This window comes from Pseudomonas sp. VI4.1 (assembly GCF_002029345.1).
In the GTDB taxonomy this organism is placed as follows: Bacteria; Pseudomonadota; Gammaproteobacteria; order Pseudomonadales; family Pseudomonadaceae; genus Aquipseudomonas.
This window is the reverse complement of record NZ_MULM01000139.1, coordinates 15,782-35,723: the sequence shown is the minus strand read 5'-3', so window position 1 is coordinate 35,723 and position 19,942 is coordinate 15,782. Positions and strand designations below refer to the sequence as shown.

General features: G+C 59.6%; 15 protein-coding genes and 5 pseudogenes. 3 read left to right on the top strand and 17 right to left on the bottom strand.

Annotated features, from left to right (window positions below; translation table 11 throughout):
• Nucleotides 1-906 precede the first annotated feature (906 nt).
• Nucleotides 907-2,016 (top strand): S-(hydroxymethyl)glutathione dehydrogenase/class III alcohol dehydrogenase, encoded by a 1,110-nt coding sequence (locus BZ163_RS11750; RefSeq protein ID WP_128871053.1) that lies wholly within the window; start codon nucleotides 907-909, stop codon nucleotides 2,014-2,016.
• Between the two features lie 129 nt (nucleotides 2,017-2,145).
• Here BZ163_RS11750 and BZ163_RS11745 read toward each other — a convergent pair whose 3' ends face one another.
• The 9 genes and pseudogenes from BZ163_RS11745 to BZ163_RS11705 all read right to left on the bottom strand — a co-directional run bounded on the left by BZ163_RS11745 (nucleotide 2,146) and on the right by BZ163_RS11705 (nucleotide 10,382).
• Entirely contained in the window at nucleotides 2,146-2,592 is a 447-nt protein-coding gene (locus tag BZ163_RS11745; protein ID WP_128871052.1) for a MarR family winged helix-turn-helix transcriptional regulator, read from the bottom strand.
• Between the two features lie 314 nt (nucleotides 2,593-2,906).
• On the bottom strand, nucleotides 2,907-3,230 hold the full coding sequence (locus BZ163_RS11740; RefSeq protein ID WP_128871063.1) for a 2Fe-2S iron-sulfur cluster-binding protein: 324 nt from the start codon (nucleotides 3,228-3,230) through the stop codon (nucleotides 2,907-2,909).
• 28 nt (nucleotides 3,231-3,258) lie between these two features.
• Complete coding sequence (locus BZ163_RS11735) at nucleotides 3,259-4,485, bottom strand: NAD(P)/FAD-dependent oxidoreductase (RefSeq protein ID WP_128871051.1); 1,227 nt, start codon at nucleotides 4,483-4,485, stop codon at nucleotides 3,259-3,261.
• Between the two features lie 44 nt (nucleotides 4,486-4,529).
• Nucleotides 4,530-5,567 carry a xylose isomerase gene (locus BZ163_RS11730; RefSeq protein ID WP_128871050.1) on the bottom strand — a complete coding sequence of 346 codons (1,038 nt, stop codon included), beginning with the start codon at nucleotides 5,565-5,567 and terminating at the stop codon, nucleotides 4,530-4,532.
• Entirely contained in the window at nucleotides 5,564-6,592 is a 1,029-nt protein-coding gene (locus BZ163_RS11725; RefSeq protein WP_128871049.1) for an aromatic ring-hydroxylating dioxygenase subunit alpha, read from the bottom strand. Before BZ163_RS11725 ends, BZ163_RS11730 begins: the two co-directional genes overlap by 4 nt.
• 434 nt (nucleotides 6,593-7,026) lie before the next feature.
• Nucleotides 7,027-7,651: pseudogene (locus tag BZ163_RS11720) on the bottom strand (N-carbamoylsarcosine amidohydrolase).
• Between the two features lie 10 nt (nucleotides 7,652-7,661).
• Nucleotides 7,662-8,364 (bottom strand): annotated as a pseudogene (locus tag BZ163_RS11715) (Asp/Glu racemase).
• A 64-nt stretch (nucleotides 8,365-8,428) separates the two neighbouring features.
• A complete protein-coding gene (locus BZ163_RS11710) occupies nucleotides 8,429-9,238 on the bottom strand; it encodes an alpha/beta fold hydrolase (RefSeq protein WP_128871048.1) in 810 nt (269 codons plus the stop codon).
• Nucleotides 9,235-10,382: pseudogene (locus BZ163_RS11705) on the bottom strand (FAD-dependent monooxygenase). The gene BZ163_RS11710 and the pseudogene BZ163_RS11705 overlap by 4 nt, the downstream one beginning before the upstream one ends.
• Here BZ163_RS11705 and BZ163_RS34805 point away from each other — a divergent pair.
• Both BZ163_RS34805 and BZ163_RS11700 read left to right on the top strand, forming a co-directional pair.
• Nucleotides 10,354-10,584, top strand: a complete 231-nt coding sequence (locus tag BZ163_RS34805) for a hypothetical protein (protein WP_168187348.1) — start codon at nucleotides 10,354-10,356, stop codon at nucleotides 10,582-10,584. The pseudogene BZ163_RS11705 and the gene BZ163_RS34805 overlap by 29 nt on opposite strands.
• A 110-nt stretch (nucleotides 10,585-10,694) precedes the next feature.
• Nucleotides 10,695-11,747: a 2,5-dihydroxypyridine 5,6-dioxygenase gene (locus BZ163_RS11700; protein ID WP_128871047.1), complete on the top strand. Its 1,053-nt coding sequence runs from the start codon at nucleotides 10,695-10,697 to the stop codon at nucleotides 11,745-11,747.
• Between the two features lie 55 nt (nucleotides 11,748-11,802).
• Here BZ163_RS11700 and BZ163_RS35560 read toward each other — a convergent pair.
• The 8 genes and pseudogenes from BZ163_RS35560 to BZ163_RS11660 all read right to left on the bottom strand — a co-directional run.
• A pseudogene (locus BZ163_RS35560) lies at nucleotides 11,803-12,042 on the bottom strand (MFS transporter); the annotation flags it as partial.
• Between the two features lie 63 nt (nucleotides 12,043-12,105).
• Nucleotides 12,106-13,436, bottom strand: a pseudogene (locus BZ163_RS11690) (amidohydrolase).
• Nucleotides 13,437-13,824: 388 nt separating this feature from the next.
• A complete protein-coding gene (locus BZ163_RS11685) occupies nucleotides 13,825-15,237 on the bottom strand; it encodes an amidase (protein ID WP_128871046.1) in 1,413 nt (470 codons plus the stop codon).
• Nucleotides 15,234-16,520, bottom strand: coding sequence for a Zn-dependent hydrolase (locus tag BZ163_RS11680; protein ID WP_128871045.1), 1,287 nt, complete (start codon nucleotides 16,518-16,520; stop codon nucleotides 15,234-15,236). The genes BZ163_RS11685 and BZ163_RS11680 overlap by 4 nt, the downstream gene beginning before the upstream one ends.
• Nucleotides 16,521-16,533: 13 nt before the next feature.
• Entirely contained in the window at nucleotides 16,534-17,229 is a 696-nt protein-coding gene (locus BZ163_RS11675) for an ABC transporter ATP-binding protein (protein ID WP_128871044.1), read from the bottom strand.
• Nucleotides 17,229-17,990: an ABC transporter ATP-binding protein gene (locus tag BZ163_RS11670; RefSeq protein WP_128871043.1), complete on the bottom strand. Its 762-nt coding sequence runs from the start codon at nucleotides 17,988-17,990 to the stop codon at nucleotides 17,229-17,231. Before BZ163_RS11670 ends, BZ163_RS11675 begins: the two co-directional genes overlap by 1 nt.
• The gene (locus BZ163_RS11665) at nucleotides 17,987-18,997 is read right to left on the bottom strand and encodes a branched-chain amino acid ABC transporter permease (RefSeq protein ID WP_128871042.1); all 1,011 of its coding nucleotides are present in this window, start codon (nucleotides 18,995-18,997) and stop codon (nucleotides 17,987-17,989) included. Before BZ163_RS11665 ends, BZ163_RS11670 begins: the two co-directional genes overlap by 4 nt.
• A 2-nt stretch (nucleotides 18,998-18,999) precedes the next feature.
• Nucleotides 19,000-19,860 (bottom strand): branched-chain amino acid ABC transporter permease, encoded by an 861-nt coding sequence (locus BZ163_RS11660; protein ID WP_128871041.1) that lies wholly within the window; start codon nucleotides 19,858-19,860, stop codon nucleotides 19,000-19,002.
• Nucleotides 19,861-19,942: the final 82 nt, after the last annotated feature.

Here is a 19,942-nt window from a genome sequence, read left to right as displayed (position 1 = left end):
TAGCGGGTGCGTGGACGGGAGTTCTTCGCCAGGCGGCCTTGCGAAACTTCAATGCGTCGAGCTCTGAATGGGGTGCTGCAAGGTCGATCGTTGTTGTACTCATGGTCATGACGGCCTTAGGCAATGGATTGGAACCGGGCTGAGTAGCTTTCGAGGAAGCTCCCGCTGTGCGGGATTGCGCTCCGTAGCAAAATCTACGAGCTGCACAGAGTAGATTTTTTGATTTATACATTGTACGCACCCTATATTCGTCGGGCTGCCCATCCATTTTCACCGTTTGTTTGCCGGCGTTTTGCGGGTCGTCATCCTTGTCTTTTGCGCACTGTTGCCGAGGAGAAAGCCCGATAATTGTCACGGCTTGCGGGTGCGTTGAGCAGGCGTCCTGCACGCGCCTGCAAAATCGATACTACAGCGTGTACATCCTATTGTCTCTACGATTTTGTGTGTGTGCACACCATGTGTCGCTCTCGGGTACGTCGCGGCTTCGGGCTTTGTGTGGCCTGCCTGCCTGCGAATAGCCGGTTCAGGGGTGTTTCCGAGGGGGGTGGGGCTGAAAGATGGGGGGGTTGGTCGGGGGTAGGGGCTTTCTATTAGCGACAGGAGTTTTTTGTAATAGGGAGGGTGCTTGAGCTGGCGGGGTCTGTGGGGCAGGGTTTATTAGGGTGTACACTTTATTGTTTCTTTGGTGGATTAGGCGTTCTGCCCATTGTTGGCAGTTCGCAGTAACTGTTTTGTGATTGACAATAGATTGTGTGCATTGTATTTGTACTTGCCGCGGGAGCCTGCGTGTTGCATTGCAGCGCGACAGGTCCGAGGAAGAAACAATGAGTACAAGGTATTAGGCTGGAATCCTGGTTTTCAACGCTTGCTCAGTGCCAGCAGGCAATCTATTGATAGGAGAGCTATATGAAATCCCGTGCCGCCGTGGCTTTTGAGGCTGGTAAACCCCTGCAAATTGTAGAGCTTGACGTAGAGCCGCCGCGCGCCGGCGATGTGTTGGTGAGAATGACTCATACGGGGGTTTGTCATACTGATGCCTTTACGTTATCCGGTAGTGATCCTGAGGGGGTCTTTCCTGTTGTGCTGGGGCATGAGGGGGCTGGAATCGTAGTTGAGGTGGGTGAGGGTGTCACCAGTGTCAAGCCAGGTGATCATGTGATTCCCCTCTACACCGCCGAGTGTGGTGAGTGCCTGTTTTGCCGGTCGGGTAAAACCAACCTGTGCGTCGCCGTTCGCGCGACTCAAGGTAAGGGCGTGATGCCGGATGGCACGACTCGCTTCTCTTACAATGGCCAACCCATTTTTCATTACATGGGCTGCTCTACGTTTAGCGAGTACACCGTGGTGGCGGAGGTTTCATTGGCCAAAATCAATCCCGAGGCAAATCCTGAGCAGGTCTGTCTATTGGGGTGTGGTGTTACAACGGGATTGGGGGCGGTTAAAAACACGGCAAAGGTACAGCCTGGGGATACGGTGGCTGTCTTTGGGTTGGGTGGCATTGGTCTGGCAGTCATTCAGGGGGCGCAGCTGGCGAAAGCGGGGCGCATTATTGCGATTGACACTAATCCATCGAAGTTTGAACTGGCGCGGAGTTTTGGTGCTACGGATTGCGTCAATCCCAAGGATTATGAGCAGCCCATCCAGGAGGTGATCGTCGAGATGACGGGATGGGGGGTGGATCATTCATTTGAATGCATAGGGAATGTGAATGTCATGCGCGCAGCGCTTGAATGCTCGCATCGTGGCTGGGGGCAATCGGTAGTGATCGGGGTGGCAGGAGCGGGACAGGAAATTGCCACTCGCCCATTCCAGCTGGTCACTGGTCGGCGCTGGCTCGGCAGTGCATTTGGGGGTGTGAAGGGGCGCTCGCAATTGCCGGGTATGGTGGAAGACGCCATGGCTGGAAAAATCAAGCTGGCGCCATTTGTTACCCATACCATGCCCTTGGCTGGCATTAACCAGGCCTTCGACTTGATGCATGAGGGCAAGTCGATTCGTTCGGTCATTCACTACTGAGGTCGACAAAAAAACAGGTGCGGTGGAGTGATTGGATGATTGCTACGCCGTACCGAAAGTGGGGCACGCCAGCTGCTGAAGTGGCTGGTCTCCGAGCAGGTGATTCGCTGTCAATGGCGGGTTTTTTTGTCAATCGTCAGTGGCGATTTCCGGGTTGTAGTCGATTTCGCTGGTCAGGATTTTTCGTAAGATAAATTCAAATGCCAGGCGTTCTGCCGGATTGAGTGGCTCAAGTGTTTTGTCCAGGATTATATCCATCACCGGTAACATGGCCTCTACGTAAGACTTTCCTTGTGCAGTAAGTTCGGCAATGACTTTTCTCTTATCGCCCTCATCCTTGACCAAGGTAATGAGGTTTTGCGCTTTGAGTCGATCTACCACGCCTCGAGTAGTTGCCAGATCCATTGAGGCTAGAACACCAATTTCACTTAAGGAGATGGGGCCTTCATCCAGTAAGATGGAGAGAGTGGCTGTTTGGACCGAGGTAATTTTCGGGTCAATGCACAGGGTGCTCCATACCGCCTGGTTGCGCTGGTGAAGCCTTCGTATCAGTGTTCCAACTCGTGGAGCATGCATGGTCAGAAGTTTCCCGGAATAATAGAGTGGAGTACTGGGTAGTCTATAGTGCTCAAATTGAATTTTCAATAAAGCCTGGCCAGGCTTGATGCCTCTTGATCCGGGCGCGCTCGTGGTAGGGCTACTTGCGGTTGGCTGTGTGCTCGATTCCGGCGAAGGGCATCTGTTTTATCGGCGCTCGGCTGTCAGATGTGTGTGAAGTGAAGGGGGGGGAGTGCTGGTAAAAACAGCCCAAATAGTCCGATAACCCGAGTTAGCAAAATCTATTTGGGCTGAAGGGTCGTTGCTCGATGGCTTGAGTTAACGACGCGGTATCATGAATATTGAGATTCCGGCATCTTTACCACGAGACCCTCTAATTCCGGTCCGGCTGTGAGTCGGCAAGAAAGGCGTGAGTTGGTCTGTACGCCCGAAGCGAAATCAAGCATGTCCCGCTCTATATTTTCCATGGGTGGCAACTTATCCATCCATTGCTCGTCTACGTAGATATGGCAGGTCGCGCAGGCGCAGGCGCCGCCGCATTCGGCAACGATGCCGGGTATATTATTGTTGATAGCTGCTTTCATGACGCTTACGCCATCTTTTACTTCAACGGTATGTGGGGTCCCGTTGAATTCTATATAGGTTATGGTCGCCATTCTATTTCTCACTTCTTGACGTATGAAATCAGGAGTTAAAAGCTTCAGCGGTGGGGCGTTGCTCATTTCTCAGTGCGTCTTTGTCAACGAACTGGCCCGTTGAGATCGCGCGTTTGGAAATGAGAAAATCTTTTGCGCTGTTGATGGTCTCTGCCGCCTTCAACTTGCCATCCTTTACATGGAATACCGACATCCCGATACCGTCGAGAGCCTTTCGAACGATTACCTCGGAATCAGCAGGACGAAGCCCTACCATCTGCAGTTTCAGTTCGTACTGATCAGACCAGAACCAGGGGGCTTCATCTTTGGGCAGTGGTTTTTCTGTCAGGGTGGCTGCAACCTTTCTGGCTTGCTCAAGTGCATTGCCGACGCTTTCCAGGCGCGGCAGCAATTGGCCGTCGGGAAGTCGGGTGCGAGTGACATCCCCAATCGCGAAAATGGCAGGATCAGACGTTTGCGCGTTCAGGTCGACGATGATGCCCTGGTCGCACTCCAGGCCCGACTCTCTTGCAATGTCATCATTGGGGGTCGCGCCTATTCCGATCAACAGCAGATCGCAGTCAACTCGAGTGCCGTCCTCCAGTACGACCGAGGCGATATGTTGTCCCCTGTACTCCAGTCGCTCGACACGTTGTTCAACCAGTATGCGTACGCCCGCTGCTTGGTGGGCGTGAGTGATGGCGTCCGATATGGCTTGGGAGGCGACACGGTTGAGGATGCGCGATTCGCGTTCGATGACGGTTACCTCGGCGCCCAGATGGCTGGCGGTGGCGGCGACTTCCAGGCCAATGAATCCGCCTCCGAGGATGGCAACCCGGGGTTTCTCCCGGGCAAGCAGGGTCTTGAGTGACAGGGCGTCGCTCATGTTACGAAGATAGACAATACCGTTGGCGAATTCAGTTTCCAGCTTGCGCGCCTTGGCCCCGGTGGCGATCACCAAGTGGTCGTATTCAAGGGTTCGTCCGCTTTCGAGGATCACGACCCGTCGTGCTCGATCAATTTGCCGCGCACTATCGTCCAGGAGGCAGCTGATCAGGTTTTCTGTGTAGTAGGTATCTGGCCTCAGTGCGAGATCTTCGGCGTCGACGGTACCTTTCAGCCAGGCTTTCGAGAGTGGAGGCCGTTGATAGGGGGAGCGCCCCTCATCACCAATCAGGGTGATTTGGCCTTCATAGCCCAATTGCCTGAGTTGGTGGGCTACCGTGCCGCCAGAGTGACCGGCGCCAATGATGACTGTGTGTGATGGTGTTTTCATTTTTCATGTGCGCCGCTATTGATTTTGGCTGATGGGGCTGGTGGTCAGGCCAGCAGTCCCGCCTTGTACAGTGCTTGCGTCTCTTGCCATGCGCGTCGGATAAACCTGGCAGCCTCGATATTTTGCTCGAAGAGGTTGTACTTAGCGGCCGCGCCATAGTCGGGCAGGTTGATCATTTCCGTCGTGATGTATTCAAGCGGACTGTCGGGGTGTGTTATGTGGTATCGGAGGGCTTTGCGAATGGCCTCTTTCGATGGCTCTGTCAGGAAGGCATTCCATTCGGAATGCCACTCGCCAATAGCGGGCCTTGTTATGGGGTACTGAATGCCCCTGGCAAATTCACCCGACTCATTTTGGTACCACAGGTTTTTCGGCTGGTTCGGGGCGACGACGCGTAATTGCGTCCATTTGACAATGTTCAGGTCAAGCCACTGCTCGCACAGGCTCCCGGCTTCAAACGGGTCGAGCTTCATTTCAAGGCTTTCTACTTCGCGCCGCACGCCCGAAATGTCAAGTTCTTGCGGATTGTTTATTTTGAAAATGACGTGGCTGTAGTCGAGGGTGAAATTGAAGGGCACGCCTTGTTCCCTGAGCTTGAGTGCGATGGGCTCAATGCGGCGGAAGTCTTCAGTCCACATGTTGACGTGCAATTCGAAGCTGGGCTCGACGCCCAGGCCATGGCCGAATTCATAGGCGCGAATGTAATGGTCAATGATCTGGCTGTCCGTGAGGGTGAGCCCTTGGTTGTCGTGGGTGAAGGTCATGATGTTGTGGACTTTCGAACCCACTTCGCTACAGATTTTTAAATTGTCGAGCAGCGCTGCGTCATCCGCCTCATCCCCCAGCGTGTAGAACCAGCTGCTGGTCAAGACCGGTAGTTGGAAATCATCGATGGCTTGCAGGTATTCACCCAGGTTACTGCGCAAGGGCAGGCGGTCAAAATAGTCAAACACGCCGGCCTCTTTGACCAGGCGAAACTGCTCGCGAATGGACAGCTCTTCTTGCTTTACCGGGTGGTCAAGGGATGAAAGTTGAACGCCGCGTCCATTGCATCCAATCGAGAATGTTTTTTCCTTGCTCATTGGGTGATCGCCTCCGCCTGAATCATGCGGTCAACCATGCGGCGCATGCGTTGTGGTGCGGCATCAATGGCGATACGGACGGGGCGGCGTCCTGGGTAGCGCTGTTCGTTTTCGTCAATGGCTTCAAGGATCGCCTTGTCCTCGGCGAAGGCTACCCGGAAGTCGTCAGACAGCTCTTTGTTTTGCGCGTCAGTGGCCTGGAAGTTTTTGACATGCAGCCAGTGGTCGACCGAGGTGTGTGCATCGACGGGGCGGATGAAGTGGCAGGCAAACATGCGAATGCAATTGTCGAGTTTGCCTTCCGGGGCACCCGTGCCTGTGTCGGCGCTGCCAAAATCGATAATGGCAAGGCTCGGTGCGTAATAGTGATAGTAGTGCCAGCGGTCTACGTTGCCTTTAAAGCTGCCATGCTTGGCAAACACCGGAATTGCAGGTGCATCGAGAATCCAGCGCCATGTCAAAACTTTACGTTCTTCCTCCTCGAAGTAAACGGGGATGTTTTCTCCTGAGGCGTTACCCAGGGTGCTGAGGTGGACAAAGTTGACGTGAGCCGGGTCGCAGAGGTTGTCGGCAAGGTTCAGGTAGTCGGCTTTGATGAGCAGTGCGTCTCCTTCGACAGCGCTCCACTCGGGCGAATGATATTCGGGCAGATCAAATACTTTCGAGGTGTCTGCGAGTTCCGGATCGCCCATCCATACCCAAAGCATCCCCATGTTTTCGTGGGCTGGAAATGTTCTCACAAGGGCGGTGCTGGGGATGTTGTCCTGGCCGGGAACCCGGACGCATTTGCCGGAACAGTCAAAGGTCATGCCGTGATAGCCACACTCGACCGTGTCACCCTTCAGTTTTCCGGCAGACAGCGGCAATAAGCGATGAGGGCACGCATCCTCGAGGACTGCAACGCTGCCATCGATCTTCCGGTAGGCGACTAACTTTTGCTCGATCAAGGTATAGGAAGCCAGTTCTCGACCGACATTTCGAGACCAGGTCAAAGGGTACCAAGTGTTAAGGACGTATTTTCTCATTGTTATCTCCTATGTCGTCATTTTGCTATCGGTGGCGGTGATGTATCCGGCTGGCCATGCGTCGAGTCGCTTCAGGGTGCCTGCCAGCGCCCAAGGTAACGGTTTGTGCATATACTATGTGTACAAGCAAAACCTGTGCCTGTGGCGGTCGTCTATCTGACCTATATAGGCATTAAATAGGCATTATTTTTCTAGCGTCTATCATGTTCTGGTTATTTAAAGGGTGTGTACCTATTAGTTCCTGGCTCGTGAGGGGTGGCTGCAGCCCCCGTATTTGCTGTGCCTTGCCGCTATGATCGGCGGCCTCGTGAGCTGGCAAGCGATCCCTATCGATTCGTGCAGTGTTTTTGCTTGTTCCCTGTGTGGTTTGGTAACGGCCTTGAGATTCTCTTGCGCAAGTTCCGGGAGCGTCCCTGCTCGGTGATTTGCGTGTTTTATAGGCTGTCGAGGTAGGTCAGTACTTCCTGCTTGCTGACCACGTCGCCGTATTTGCTGTCGATGTCGAAGAGGTTGGCTTCATGAGGGACTTCGTGGCGGTCGCCCACGCACTGGCGCACGACGATGGTCGAAAGCGTGTTGTACCGCGTCCACTGCAGTGGCGCGGATGCAGCCGCTGGTCGAACAGCCGGCCAGGATCAGGGTGTCGATTCCCTGCGCCTGGAGCATGGGGGCCAGTGAGGTGCCGAAGAACGAACTGGCGTATTGCTTGCTCAACACTACCTCTTCATCCAGTGGCGTTACCTGGGGGCAGAACGCCGCCAGGGGATTGCCCTCGACCATGTCCTTCATCACGGGCGCCTTTTTCACCCACATGCCGCCGTTGGCGAAATGGCCGGGGTGGTAGCGGATGTTGGTATGGATCACCGGGATGCCGGCGGCCCGTGCCGCGGCCAGCAACGCCTCGCTCTCTGCCACGGCACTGACCACCCCGGGTGCATACAGGGGGGCGCCCGGGGTGGTGTAGCCTTGCATGAAATCGACCATCAGCAGGGCGGGTCGCTGGCCGAAACCGATGCGATTGCCCCACACGCCCTGGTAGTTGTCTTGTGCACTGGACATGGGTAAGCCCTCAGTAAGCGCCGGACAACAAGGCGCCAGCGCCGGGCACGATAGGCTCCAGGTTCAGGGCCTTGAGCATGGCGTAGGTGGTGGCGATGGCGGCAGTGAGCACTGGTTTGCCGGTTTGCGCTTCCACAGTGGCAACGGCGCTTAGGGACGGCATCTGCACGCAGGCGGATAGCACGATCACGTCCACGCCCTCCAGGTCCAGGCTTGCAACGATGCCGGGAAGGTTCGCCGGATCATGGCGGGCCACGGCAAGGTTGTCGGGGATTTCCAGGGCGTGCCAGACCTTCACTTCGATGCCTTCGTGCTGGATGTAGTCCACCACCAGTTCGGTCAGGGGTTTCATGTAGGGTGCTACCAGGGCGATGCGCCTGGCGCCCAGCACCTTGAGGCCGTCGACCAGGGCGCCGGCGCTGGTGATGACGCTGGCTTCGGATTCGTTGTCGCGGCACCACCTGGCCCAGGCGCGCCTGGGATTCACGGTGGTAGCCGCGTCCCATCGACATGATAGCCACCAGGCAGGCATAGCCCAGTACATCAACCCGGGCGTCGGACAGCTCGAGGGCGCAACGGTCGGACTGGGCGTCCATGGCGGCCAGCTCTTCTTTCTTCACATGCTTCATGCGCATGCGCGCGGAGTGGTAGGTGAAGCGTTCAGGGCGGATCAACTGGCGCGCGCCGAGCATCGCCGGGATTTCGGTTTCCATCGTGGTGTTGGAGCTCGGCACGATCTGGCCAATGCGATAGAGGGTGTTCATGTGAGTCTCCGGATCAGCTGAATGAATGGCCAAGGAAGTTACCCAAGCCGGCAAAGAAGCCGTCGAAATCGTCCCAGGGGATCATATGGCCTGCGTTTTTGGCGTGGCTTACCTGAAGGGTGGGCAGCAGCGCGCGAATTTCGGCCTCGTCTTCGGGCAGGATCACGCCGCCCTTGCCGGCGACCAGCAGCAGGACGGGCGGCTTGACCTTGGGGAAGTCTGCGTGAATATCCACGCTGTGGAATTCCTCGTAGGCCTGGCGAATGGCCGGCTCGTAGCAGGTATGCAGCCACTCGGCGCGCAGGGCTCGCTGTTCCTGGGTCCAGCTGGGGCAGTAGGTCTGCATGTCGTCGGCGTTCATGCCCGATAGGGATTGGCGGATCGAGTCCACATACCAGGGCAGCTTGCCAGGGTATTCGCGGCGGCCTGGGCCGGACACGGGTGGGTCGATCAGCACCAGGCGCTTGATGGCGGCCTGCGGATGACGGGTGGCCGCGCGCAGGATGAAGCGCGCGCCCATCGAGTGGCCCATCAGGTGGTAGGCGCTCAGGTCCAGTGCCTGTGCAAAGGCGATCACGTCATCGGCGCAGGTGTTGGTGTCGTATGCCTGCTCAGGACCGCTGGACGACAGGCCGCGGCCGCGCACGTCGAGCACGTAAGTGTCGAAGTGCTCGCCCAGGCGCTCGGCGACGAATCCCCAGGTGATGGCAGGGCTGGTGATGCCCGGGATCAGCACCAGTGGCTGGCCCTTGCCGCCGTAGCGCAGGTAGTGCTGACGAATGCCGTTGGCCTGGACGTTGGCGCCGTAGAGGAAGGTGCTCATGCTGCTGATTCCGACTTCAGCGGGTGCGAGTAAACGTCATAGCCAAACACCCAGGCCGGATCTTCCTGGGCGCGCAGCCAGGTGTTGGCATTGGACGTCGCCTGAACCCTGGATGCCCGGTCCTTGCGGTTGGCTTCGTACAGTTTGAATGCGGTCTTGTAGTCGCCCAGGCCAGTTTCCTGCAGGCAGCGTGCAAGCATGGCGCCGTCTTCGATGGCCATGGCCGCGCCTTGAGCCATGTGCGGTTTCATCGGGTGGCAGGCGTCGCCCAGCAATACCATGCGGCCTTTGCTCCACAACGGCAGTGGTTGGCGATTGAGCAGGGGCCATTTGGTGATGGCGTCGGCGTTTTCGATCAGAGCCTGCACGGAGGGGTGGTAGCCCTTGAAGGCGTCGAACATTTCAGCCTTGGAGCTGGGAATGAAGCTGGCGTTGCCGCCTTCCCACTCTGCCTGGGGCACGCCGCTGACGAAGTAGTACTCATCGCGTTTGCCGGTGGTGTAGTAGACCATCAGGTGACGGTCGCCCGACCACCACTTCACGCAGTCTTCGAAGTTGAAGTCGTATTTGGCCAGGTTGCTGGCTTTGATCAGGGCGCGGTGGCCGACCCAGCCGCTATAGGTCGGCGCTTCTGCGCCCAGCAGGTGTTCGCGGACCCGTGAGTTGATGCCGTCGGCACCGATGACGATATCGGCCAGGGCGTGGGTGCCGTCGGCAAATTGCAGGCGCACCTCATTGTCGGTTTCCTCGATGGCGGCCAGGTGTTTACCGAAATGCAGGCTGCCGGGCTTGATCGTGGACATCTGCAGGGCGTGCAGGTCGCCGCGGTGCACCGTGATGTAGGCGGCGTCGTATTCCTTGCGGGCGAATTCACCCAGTGGGATGCGCGACAGGTACTCGCCGCTGGCGTCGCGGCTGAACCAGAACTCGGGGTGTGAGCCCATGGCTTCGAGCTGCTTTTCGATGCCCATGCGCCGGAAGATCTTCATCACGTTGGGGCCCATGTGGATGCCGGCACCCAGTCGTGAGAAGGCGCGTGCCTGTTCGTATACGTTCACCTCGAAACCAGCCTGCTGAAGTGAAGTGGCAGTGGCTGCGCCGCCCAGGCCGCGCCGATGATAGCGATGCGTTTTGTTGCGGGCATAAGGCTCATCTCCTCGAAAGCCGATCTCCAGGGGTGGGATCGGAATGCATTTACAGTGTATGCATCCTTTTTTTGTTTTGTGAAGGCTTTTCAGGAAAAATTGGATTCCAGCCTTTTGATTGGCTATTTAGAGGTCTTTATCAGTGCGGTGTCGGTTGTTTTGCCGGTGGTTTCCGCCATTTCGAATAGCTTGTGCCATTGAATAAATTGATCCATATTGAGCAATAAGAGATGTGTACATCATAAATTGGTGCCGGCGGTGAAACGGCTAGCACTGTTTGGTGCGTTTATTTCCACAACAGGAGAGGCGAGATGGCTGTCAGTGATGGAGAGTTGGTCCAAATGTTCGAGCACGTGCTGAAACTCTCGCGGGTGGACGCCACCCAGAGTGTCGCCGTGCTTAAAAGTCACTATTCCAACCCGCGCACCGTGCGGGCGGCGACCGAGGCGGCGCAGCGCCTGGGGGCCAAGGTCTATGCGGTGGAGCTACCGTCGTTCAATGCGCCGGTGGCCATGGGTAACGACATGACGGCCTATTGCGGCGACACGGCGTTGACCGGCAACCTGGCCGCCCAGCGGGCGCTGGAGGCGGCAGACCTGGTGATCGATACCATGATGCTGCTCCACTCTCCGGAGCAGGAGCAGATCCTGAAAACCGGCACGCGGATCCTGCTGGCGGTGGAGCCACCGGAAGTGCTGGTGCGCATGCTGCCCAGCGAGGCGGACAAGGCCCGAGTACTGGCCGCCGAGCAGATGCTCAAGGCCGCTCGGTCGATGACCGTGCGCTCCGGGGCGGGCAGTGATTTCCGCGCACCGCTGGGCCAGTACCCGGCAGTGACCGAGTATGGTTTTGCCGACGAACCGGGGCGCTGGGACCACTGGCCCAGCGGTTTCCTGTTCACCTGGCCCAACGAAGACAGTGCTGAAGGTGTGCTGGTGCTGGATGTCGGTGACATCGTGCTGCCGTTCAAGAACTACTGCCGCGAACGCATCACCCTGGAGATCGAGAAGGGCTTCATAACCGGCATCCATGGTGGTTTCGAGGCGCAGTACTTGCGCGAATACATGGCCTACTTCAAAGATCCAGAGGTGTATGGCATCTCCCATATCGGCTGGGGCCTGCAGCCGCGCGCGCAATGGACGGCCATGGGTCTGCACGACAAGAACGACGGCATGTGCATGGATGCCCGGGCGTTCTATGGCAACTTCCTGTTCTCGACCGGCCCCAACACCGAGGTGGGTGGCAAGCGTAAAACCCCGTGCCACCTGGATATCCCGCTGCGCAATTGCGATATCTACCTGGACGACCAGGCCGTGGTGCTGCTGGGCGACGTAGTCGCTCCGGCAGCCTCCCTGGTCCGCTGACGGCGGCTGCACCCGGGCCGCTGCGCGGTGGGGCCCGGGTTGCGCTGCGAGCAGATACTCCGCAAGCGATCACCCAAGACACCCGTTCAATCGCCTTGCACACCCCGAGTGCGCCTTGCAGGTAAGGCAGGTTGGCGATCACCAGCGAGTTACCCAGGTCACCGGTCAACGCGACCAGCAACCCCACCAGTCCGTAGGCGAACCGCTTGGCATTGGGGTGCCGCCGCGTCGAGGGCGAACCGGGCAAGCTGGGCCGTCCGTGGGGTTGCCAGTCGCGCGGACCGTAGTGATCCATTTAACAGCCTGGTGAGAGACGAAACCTCTGGACTGCCAGTAGTCCTGAGGACGCTTCAGGCCTTCAAGATTTTTTGGCCAGCTGCCCTGGATAGTTCAGCACAAACTGGACATGCGCCTTCACCCCTGTTGCCAGGGTCGCATCGTCCGCGGTGAAGTAGGGGCTGTGATTGTTCGGGACCTTTTGCATGTCCTGGTCTGCAGGCGTTGCCCCAAGGAACACGAACAGCCCCGGCACTTTCTCTGCGTAGAAGGAAAAGTCCTCGCTCGGCGACAGCGATGATTCCAGCCGCTCGACCTTGCCCGGCGCAGCCAGCTCCAGCGCGGGCACCATGGCTTCGGTCAGCGCAGGGTTATTGATGGTGACCGGGGCAATGTTCACCAGCAGCAGGTTGGCCTGGGTCTCATAGGCGCTGGAGATGCCGTTCACCAGCGGCGGCATCTTCTGCAAGATGGTGTTGCGAATCGAGGCGTTATTGGTGCGGATGGTGCCAGTGAGTTCGACCGTCTCGGGAATGATATTGCTCGCCGAGCCGGCATTGATCGTGCCGACACTGATGACGCCCATGCCCTTGGTCATGTCTATCCGTCGACTGATCAGGGTCTGCAGGCCACCGATGATGTTCTCGCCGGCGATTATCGGGTCCACGCCGCTCCACGGCGCGGAGCCATGGGTCTGCTGGCCTTTGAGGGTGATGCGGAAGGCGTCGTTGCTGTTGAGTACAGTCCCGGATTTGTAATACAGGTGGCCGGTCGGGTAACCGGCCATGACATGCACTCCGAATATGGCTTCGACTTTCGGCGAGTCCAGTGCCCCGTCGCGAATCATCGCCTGCGCGCCGATCACCGCGTCTGCCTGGAACTCATCCACGTCGGCGGCGCCTTCTTCAGCCGGCTGGAACAGAAAAACCACGGTTCCGGCGACCTCGTCGCGATGCTCCGCAAGCACCTTGGCCGCGCCCAGCAGCATCGCGGTCCTGCTGGTCGTGCCCACAGGCATGCATGACCGGCACCGTTTGCCCCGGCGCACGCCGTTGCCGTGCTGGCGAACGGCAAGCCGGTCATTTCCTTGACGGGGAGGGCATCCATGTCGGCACGCAAGGCCACCACCGGGCCGGGTTTACCGCCCTTGAGCACGCCAACCACGCCCGTCTTGCCGATGTGGGTGCGCACCTCCAGCCCCAGTGCCTTGAGCTGCTGCGCCACCAGTTCCGCGGTTTTCACCTCCATATTTCCCAGTTCGGGGTTCTGGTGGATGGTGTGGCGCAGTTCGATGACGTGCTGATTGACTGAGGCGACGGCGGGGTCGACCCAACTGAAATCGGAGGCTTGGCAGAGGGCTGCCGAAAAGGTGCTTAAGAGAGCAATGCCGAAAGGTAGTGGGGATATACGCATGATGAGTTTCCGCTGAGGCTTGATGGTTGCTCGGAAGGGGGAGCGTCGCGCAGGGTAGGACGGGGTGGGGATGCCAATAAACTGAGGTGGGCGGACATCGCACGGCTGATTTTGACTATGCGGTATAGGTATAGTTGTGGTGTGCGTCAGTTTCCACTCTGCCGTTTATATCGTCTAATATCGAGAAAGTATTATTTGATACTTAAAAGGTATTGTGTGCTCGGGGTTCTATTGACCGGTCACTGAGCTCCCGCGGCAGTAAGCCACGGGATAATGGGCACTCGCCAATTGACCGTTTCGCCGGTGGCACCGACGCAGCTGCGAGCAGAGGTTTTCTGCAGAAAGCGGGTCTGCGTCAAACCAGGACCCGCTTGTTCTGCGCCAGGTTTCAGCTTTTCACCAAAGGCTGTCGAGGATGTGGGCTTGGAAATGCCCGTTCATAAGCCCGGCATACGCGCAGCACCTGATCATCGGCAAAGCGCGCACCGACCACTTGCAAGCCGACGGGCAACCCGTCCTGTACGAAGCCGCACGGCACTGACGCTGCCGGCTGCTGGGTCAGATTGAAGGGGTAGCTGAAAGGCGTCCACTCCATCCATTCGCCCAGGCCAGAGTCCGGTGGAATGTTGTGCCCGGCGGCGAAGGCGGTGATCGGCAGCATCGGTGACACCAGCAGGTCGTAGCGACAGTGGAACTCAGCCATATGCGCCACCAGCGCCGCGCGGGCTTCCAGGGCCAGGGTGTAGTCGTGCAGGCTGATGCATTCGCCCTGTTCGGCAATACGCAGCAGGCCCGGGTCGAGTTGTGCGCGTTGCGCCGGGCTCAGTTGTCCGGCCAGTCGTGCGGCCCCGGCGAACCACAGGGTGTTGAACAGTTCCAGCGGATCGCTGAAACCCGGGTCGACCTGTTCGACGTGGGCACCCAGTTGCGCCAGGCGCTCCACTGCCTGGGCCACCACCCGGGCCACCTGCGGATCGACCTTCACGTAACCGAAGTCCGGGCTGTAGGCGATGCGCAGGCCTCTGAGATCAGTGCTTTCAGTTAGCCAGGGCGTGCTGCGTGGTGCTCCGGCCAAGCCGTCCCGGCTATCCGGTCGAGCGACGGTTTGCAGCATCAGTACCGCGTCGTCGACGGTGCGGGTCATCGGCCCCAGGTGCGAGAGCAGGGTCATGGCGCTGGCCGGCCACTGGGGTACGTAACCGAAGGTCGGCTTGATCCCGAAGGTACCGGTGAAGGCGCAGGGGATGCGGATCGAACCGCCGGCATCGCTGCCCTGGAGCAGCACTCCGAGGTTCAGCGAAGCAGCCGCGGCCGCACCACCGGAGGAACCGCCGGCGGTCATGCGCGTGTCCCAGGGGTTACGGGTGATGCCGTACAGCGGGTTGTCGGTCACGCCTTTCCAGCCGAATTCCGGGGTGGTGGTCTTGCCCAGCAGTACCGCGCCGGCGTTGCGCATAAAGGCCGAGAAGGGCGCATCGACTTCCCAGGGGCCGGTGCCAGAAGTGGTTTTCGAACCCTTGCGCGTGGGCATGCCACGGGTCAGGGTCAGGTCCTTGATCGACGCCGGCACACCGTCCAGTGCACCGCACGGCTGGCCCTTGAACCAGCGCTGTTCGGAGGCCCGCGCCGCGTCCAGCGCACCTTGCGGATCGACATGGCAATAGGCGTTGACCTGCGGATTGAAGCGCTCGATCCGCGCCAGCACATCCTCGGTCACCTCCACCGGCGACAGGCGCTTGTCGCGGTACTGGGCCAGTAGCTCGACGCCACTCATCTCGGCGATTTCGCTGTGTTGCTTCATGCCGCAGGCCCTCCTTGTCCTTGCGCCGCGTTGACCATGGCCCGCAACAATACGGCACAACCGTCGGCAAGGTCCTGGGGCGCGGCGTTTTCGATTTCGTTGTGGCTGATGCCACCCTCGCAGGGTACGAAGATCATCCCGGCCGGGCCCAGTTCGGCAACGAAGATCGCGTCGTGTCCGGCGCCGCTGACGATGTCCATGTGGCTCAGCCCCAACTGCTCGGCACCCTGGCGCACTGCAGCGACACAGGCGGGGTCAAAGTCCAGCGGCGGGAAGTCGGCGGTAGGGGTCAGCGCGAAGCACAAACCGTGCTGCTGGCAGGTGTCTTCGATCACCTGGCGCACCTCATCGACCATGGCTTGCAACTTGTCGGCATGCAAGTGGCGCAGATCGATGGTCATCTGCACCTGACCGGGGATCACATTGCGCGAGCCGGGGTGCAGGCTCAGGCAACCGACGGTACCGCAAGCATGGGGTTGTTGCGCATGGGCGATACGGTTGACCGCGCTGACCACTTGCGCGGCGCCGACCAGGGCATCCTTGCGCAGGTGCATCGGCGTCGGCCCGGCATGGGCCTCCACCCCGGTCAGGGTCAGGTCGAACCACTTCTGCCCAAGGCAACCCATGACGACACCGATGGTGGTCTCACGGTCTTCCAGAACCGGGCCCTGTTCAATGTGTGCCTCGAAATAGGCACCCACCGGATGGCCGAGCACCGCCCGCGAACCGGCATAGCCGATGCGCTGCAACTCGCTGCCCACCGACAGTCCCTGTTCGTCCTGCTTGCACAGGGTGTCCTCGAGATCGAATTTACCGGCAAACACCCCCGAGCCCATCATGCATGGCGGGAAACGTGAGCCTTCTTCGTTGGTCCAGACCACCACCTCGATTGGCGCCTCAGTCTGCACGCCGAGGTCATTGAGGGTACGGATCACTTCCAGCCCGGCCATCACCCCGTAGCAGCCGTCGAACTTGCCGCCGGTGGGCTGGGTGTCGATATGGCTACCGGTCATCACGGGCGCGCGCTCGGGGTTTCGTCCGGCACGGCGGGCGAAAATATTGCCGATGCCGTCGATGCTGACGGTGCAACCGGCTTCTTCGCACCAGCGCACGAACAGGTCACGGGCCTGCCGGTCCAGGTCGGTCAGGGCCAGGCGACAAACACCGCCCTTGGCGGTGGCACCCAGCTGCGCAAGGTCCATCAGCGATTGCCAGAGACGTTCGCGGTTGATCAGCGGCGAGCTGTTTTGCAACTGGGGTGCAGACACTATCGGGTGGTTCATTTCATCTCTCCCGTCAGGCGCTCAGGGCCAGGTAGCGGTTCTTGATGGTCGGGTCGGCGCGAAAGTCAGCGGCGCTGCCTTCGTAAACCACCCGGCCCTGTTCGAGGACGTAATGGCGGTCGGCGAGCTTGTCGCAAACCATCAGGTTCTGTTCCACCAGCAGCACCGGCAGGCCGTCGTCCTTGATCTTGCGCAGGATCTTCACCAGTTCATCGACGATCACCGGGGCCAGGCCTTCGGTGGGTTCATCGAGGATCAGCAGCTTCGGGTCATTGAGCAGGGCGCGGGCGATGGCCAGCATTTGCTGTTCGCCGCCGGACAATGCGTGGCCGGCGTTCTTGCGCCGTTCCTTGAGGCGCGGAAACATGGCGTAGACATCCTCCAGCTGCCAACGGCTGGTTTTGCGCTGGGCGATACGCAGGTTCTCCTCGACGCTGAGCAGGCGGAAGATGCCGCGGTGTTCCGGCACCAGTGCCAGCCCCTGGCGGGCGATTTCGAAGATCTTCTGGCCGACCAGCTCCTGACCGTTGAAACGGATCTGCCCCTGACGCGGGCAGATGATCCCGAGGATGCTGCGCAGGGTCGTGGTCTTGCCCGCACCGTTGCGTCCCAGCAGGGTCACCAGTTCACCGGCGTTGACCTGCAGCGAGACGCCTTCGAGGACGTGGCTCTTGTCGTAGTAGGAATGGATATTCTCGACGGTCAGCATCAGGCGGCTTCTCCCAGGTAAGCGATACGTACGCGCTCGTCGGCGCGGACGAATTCTGGTGTGCCCTCGACCAGGATCTGGCCGTGGCTCATGACGGTGATGCGTTGGCTGATCGACATGACGATGCTCATGTTGTGTTCGATCAGCAGCACGGTGTGATCGCGGCCCAGGTCGCTGATCAGTTGGGTCATGATCGGGATGTCGTCGATGCCCATGCCCGAGGTGGGCTCATCGAGCATCAGCAACTTTGGCTTGGAGCAGATCGACATGCCGACTTCCAGCACCCGCTGCTGGCCGTGGGAGAGTTCGCCGGCGAGGGTGTCGGCGCGTGTGGTCAGTTGCAGGCGTTCGAGTACCTGATCGGCCATCTCCAGGTGTTCGCGGCGGCTGTCGACATGCCGCCAGAAGTTCAGCGCCGCCAGGCCATCGCGGCCCTGGGCGGCCAGGCGCAGGTTTTCTCGCACGCTGAGGTTCTGGAACAGGCTGGTCAACTGGAACGAACGAGCCATGCCCAGGCCGACCCGGCCGTGAGCCGGTTTCTTGATGATATTTTTACCGTTGAACAGGATGGCCCCGGCGGTGGCCTGGCGCTCACCGGTCAGGCAGTGGAACAGGCTGGTCTTGCCAGCGCCGTTGGGGCCGATGATGGTGTGGATGGTGCCGGCCTGAACCTTCAGGTTGACGCCGTTGACCGCGTGGAAGGCGCCGTAGGCCAGTTCCAGGTCGCGGGTTTCCAGCAAGTACTGTGCAGGGCTGTTCATGAGAGTTTCTCCTCGGTCGGCACGACCGTTTTGCGCTGACCCTTGAGGCGTTCAACCAGACTCGAGAGTCCGCCCCACAACCCGCCGCGCATGAACACCACCACCAGGATCAGGATGATCCCCAGCAGCATCAGCCAGCGTGGCCAGAGGTCGGAAAGGAACTCGCCGAGCAGCACGATCGAACCGGCACCCAACAAGGAGCCGAACAGCGAGCCGGTGCCGCCGACGATGGTCATGATCAGGATGTTTTCCGACATCGCCAGGTCGATGTTCGACAGCGGCACGAAATGCAGGAGCATCGCGTACAGCGCCCCGGCGATCCCGGTCACTGCGCCGGACAGCATGAACACCAGGATCTTGAAATGCCGGGTGTCGTAACCGATGGCGGCGGCGCGGGTTTCGTTCTCGCGGATCGCCATCAGCGTGCTGCCGAAGGGCGAGGCAATCACCCGACGGGCGCCAATGAAGATCAGCAGGAACAGCACCGCGACAAACCCGTAGAAGTAACGAGCATCGCTCAACGACAGCAGCACCGTGTCGCCGATGCGGATTTCCGGGCGCGGCACGCTGAGCAGGCCATTGTCGCCGCCGGTCCAGTCGCTCAGGGTGTAGGCGATGAAGTAGGCCATCTGGCTGAACGCCAGGGTCAGCATCACGAAATAGATGCCGGTGCGACGAATCGCCAGGGCGCCTACCAGTAACGCCAGCACTGCGCCGGCCAGTGCGGCACCCAGCAGGGCGCTCAACAACCCCAGTTGCAGGTGGATCATCAACAACGCGGCGCAATAGGCACCCGCACCGAAGAAGATGCCCTGGCCGAATGACAACAGCCCGGTGTAGCCCAGCAGCAGGTTACAGGCCAGCGCCGCGAGGGCGAAGATCAGGATTTCTGTGGCCAGGGTCGCCGATGGCAACACCAGCGGCAGGCCGATCAGCACCGCAATCACCAACAGCAGCATGGAGCGCGACTGGGTCTTGGCAAAGGGCAGGGGATTTTTTTCGCTCATGATCATGCTCTCCCGAACAGGCCGTAGGGACGGACCAGAATGACCGCCGCCATGGCGCCGTAAATCATCAGGCTGGCGCCTTGGGGCCAGATGGTGGTCATCAGGCTTTGCACCACGCCGACCAGCAAACCGCCGACCAGCGCACCGCTGAACGAGCCCATGCCGCCGATGACCACCACCACGAACGCGACCCCGAGAATCTCCGGGCCGACAAAGGGTTGGGCGCCGCGCAAAGGCGCAAACAGCACCCCGGCGACACCCGCCAGGGCGACGCCGAGGGCGAAGGTCATGGAGAACAAGCGGAAGATGTTGGTGCCCAGCAGCGACACGGTTTCAGTGCTTTCACTGCCGGCCCGCACCAATGCGCCGAAACGCGTGCACTCCAGCAGCAGCCACAATGTCAGCCCGATCAGTCCGGAGAAGACGATCAGGAACAAGCGGTAATAGGGGTACACGAAGTCGCCGATGATCAACACGCCGCGCAGCAGTTCCGGCACCGCCACGCTCTTGCCCACCGGGCCCCAGATCAGCACGCTGGCTTCCTGGATAATCAGCGCGATGCCAAGGGTCACCAGAATCTGGAAGGTATGGGGTAAGTGGTAGATCCTCTGGATCAATAATCGCTCGATGGCCCAGGCCAGGGCGGCCACCACCAACGGCGCCAGGAGCAGTGCCAGCCAGAAGCTTCCGCTCAGGCTGACGACGGTGTAGCAGATGTAGGCGCCGAGCACGAAAAACGCGCCGTGGGCGAAGTTGACGAAGTTCAGCAGGCCGAAAATGATCGTCAGGCCGACCGCGATCAGGAAGTAGATCATCCCCAGGCCAAGGCCATTGAGGATCTGGAACAGGTAAAGATTGAGCATGCAGGTACCCTCTGCAGGAGGCCGGTCGACTAAGGCGTCACCCGGCCCGCTGCCTGTGGCAAGCGGTAGAAAGTTTCTCGAG

What these genes read in the sequence shown, in the direction of transcription:
- BZ163_RS11750 (WP_128871053.1), top strand. Translation starts at nt 907, where the DNA reads ATGAAATCCCGTGCCGCCGTGGCTTTTGAGGCTGGTAAACCCCTGCAA.
- BZ163_RS11745 (WP_128871052.1), bottom strand. Translation starts at nt 2,592, where the DNA reads ATGCATGCTCCACGAGTTGGAACACTGATACGAAGGCTTCACCAGCGC.
- BZ163_RS11740 (WP_128871063.1), bottom strand. Translation starts at nt 3,230, where the DNA reads ATGGCGACCATAACCTATATAGAATTCAACGGGACCCCACATACCGTT.
- BZ163_RS11735 (WP_128871051.1), bottom strand. Translation starts at nt 4,485, where the DNA reads ATGAAAACACCATCACACACAGTCATCATTGGCGCCGGTCACTCTGGC.
- BZ163_RS11730 (WP_128871050.1), bottom strand. Translation starts at nt 5,567, where the DNA reads ATGAGCAAGGAAAAAACATTCTCGATTGGATGCAATGGACGCGGCGTT.
- BZ163_RS11725 (WP_128871049.1), bottom strand. Translation starts at nt 6,592, where the DNA reads ATGAGAAAATACGTCCTTAACACTTGGTACCCTTTGACCTGGTCTCGA.
- BZ163_RS11710 (WP_128871048.1), bottom strand. Translation starts at nt 9,238, where the DNA reads ATGAGCACCTTCCTCTACGGCGCCAACGTCCAGGCCAACGGCATTCGT.
- BZ163_RS34805 (WP_168187348.1), top strand. Translation starts at nt 10,354, where the DNA reads ATGATAGCGATGCGTTTTGTTGCGGGCATAAGGCTCATCTCCTCGAAA.
- BZ163_RS11700 (WP_128871047.1), top strand. Translation starts at nt 10,695, where the DNA reads ATGGCTGTCAGTGATGGAGAGTTGGTCCAAATGTTCGAGCACGTGCTG.
- BZ163_RS11685 (WP_128871046.1), bottom strand. Translation starts at nt 15,237, where the DNA reads ATGAAGCAACACAGCGAAATCGCCGAGATGAGTGGCGTCGAGCTACTG.
- BZ163_RS11680 (WP_128871045.1), bottom strand. Translation starts at nt 16,520, where the DNA reads ATGAACCACCCGATAGTGTCTGCACCCCAGTTGCAAAACAGCTCGCCG.
- BZ163_RS11675 (WP_128871044.1), bottom strand. Translation starts at nt 17,229, where the DNA reads ATGCTGACCGTCGAGAATATCCATTCCTACTACGACAAGAGCCACGTC.
- BZ163_RS11670 (WP_128871043.1), bottom strand. Translation starts at nt 17,990, where the DNA reads ATGAACAGCCCTGCACAGTACTTGCTGGAAACCCGCGACCTGGAACTG.
- BZ163_RS11665 (WP_128871042.1), bottom strand. Translation starts at nt 18,997, where the DNA reads ATGAGCGAAAAAAATCCCCTGCCCTTTGCCAAGACCCAGTCGCGCTCC.
- BZ163_RS11660 (WP_128871041.1), bottom strand. Translation starts at nt 19,860, where the DNA reads ATGCTCAATCTTTACCTGTTCCAGATCCTCAATGGCCTTGGCCTGGGG.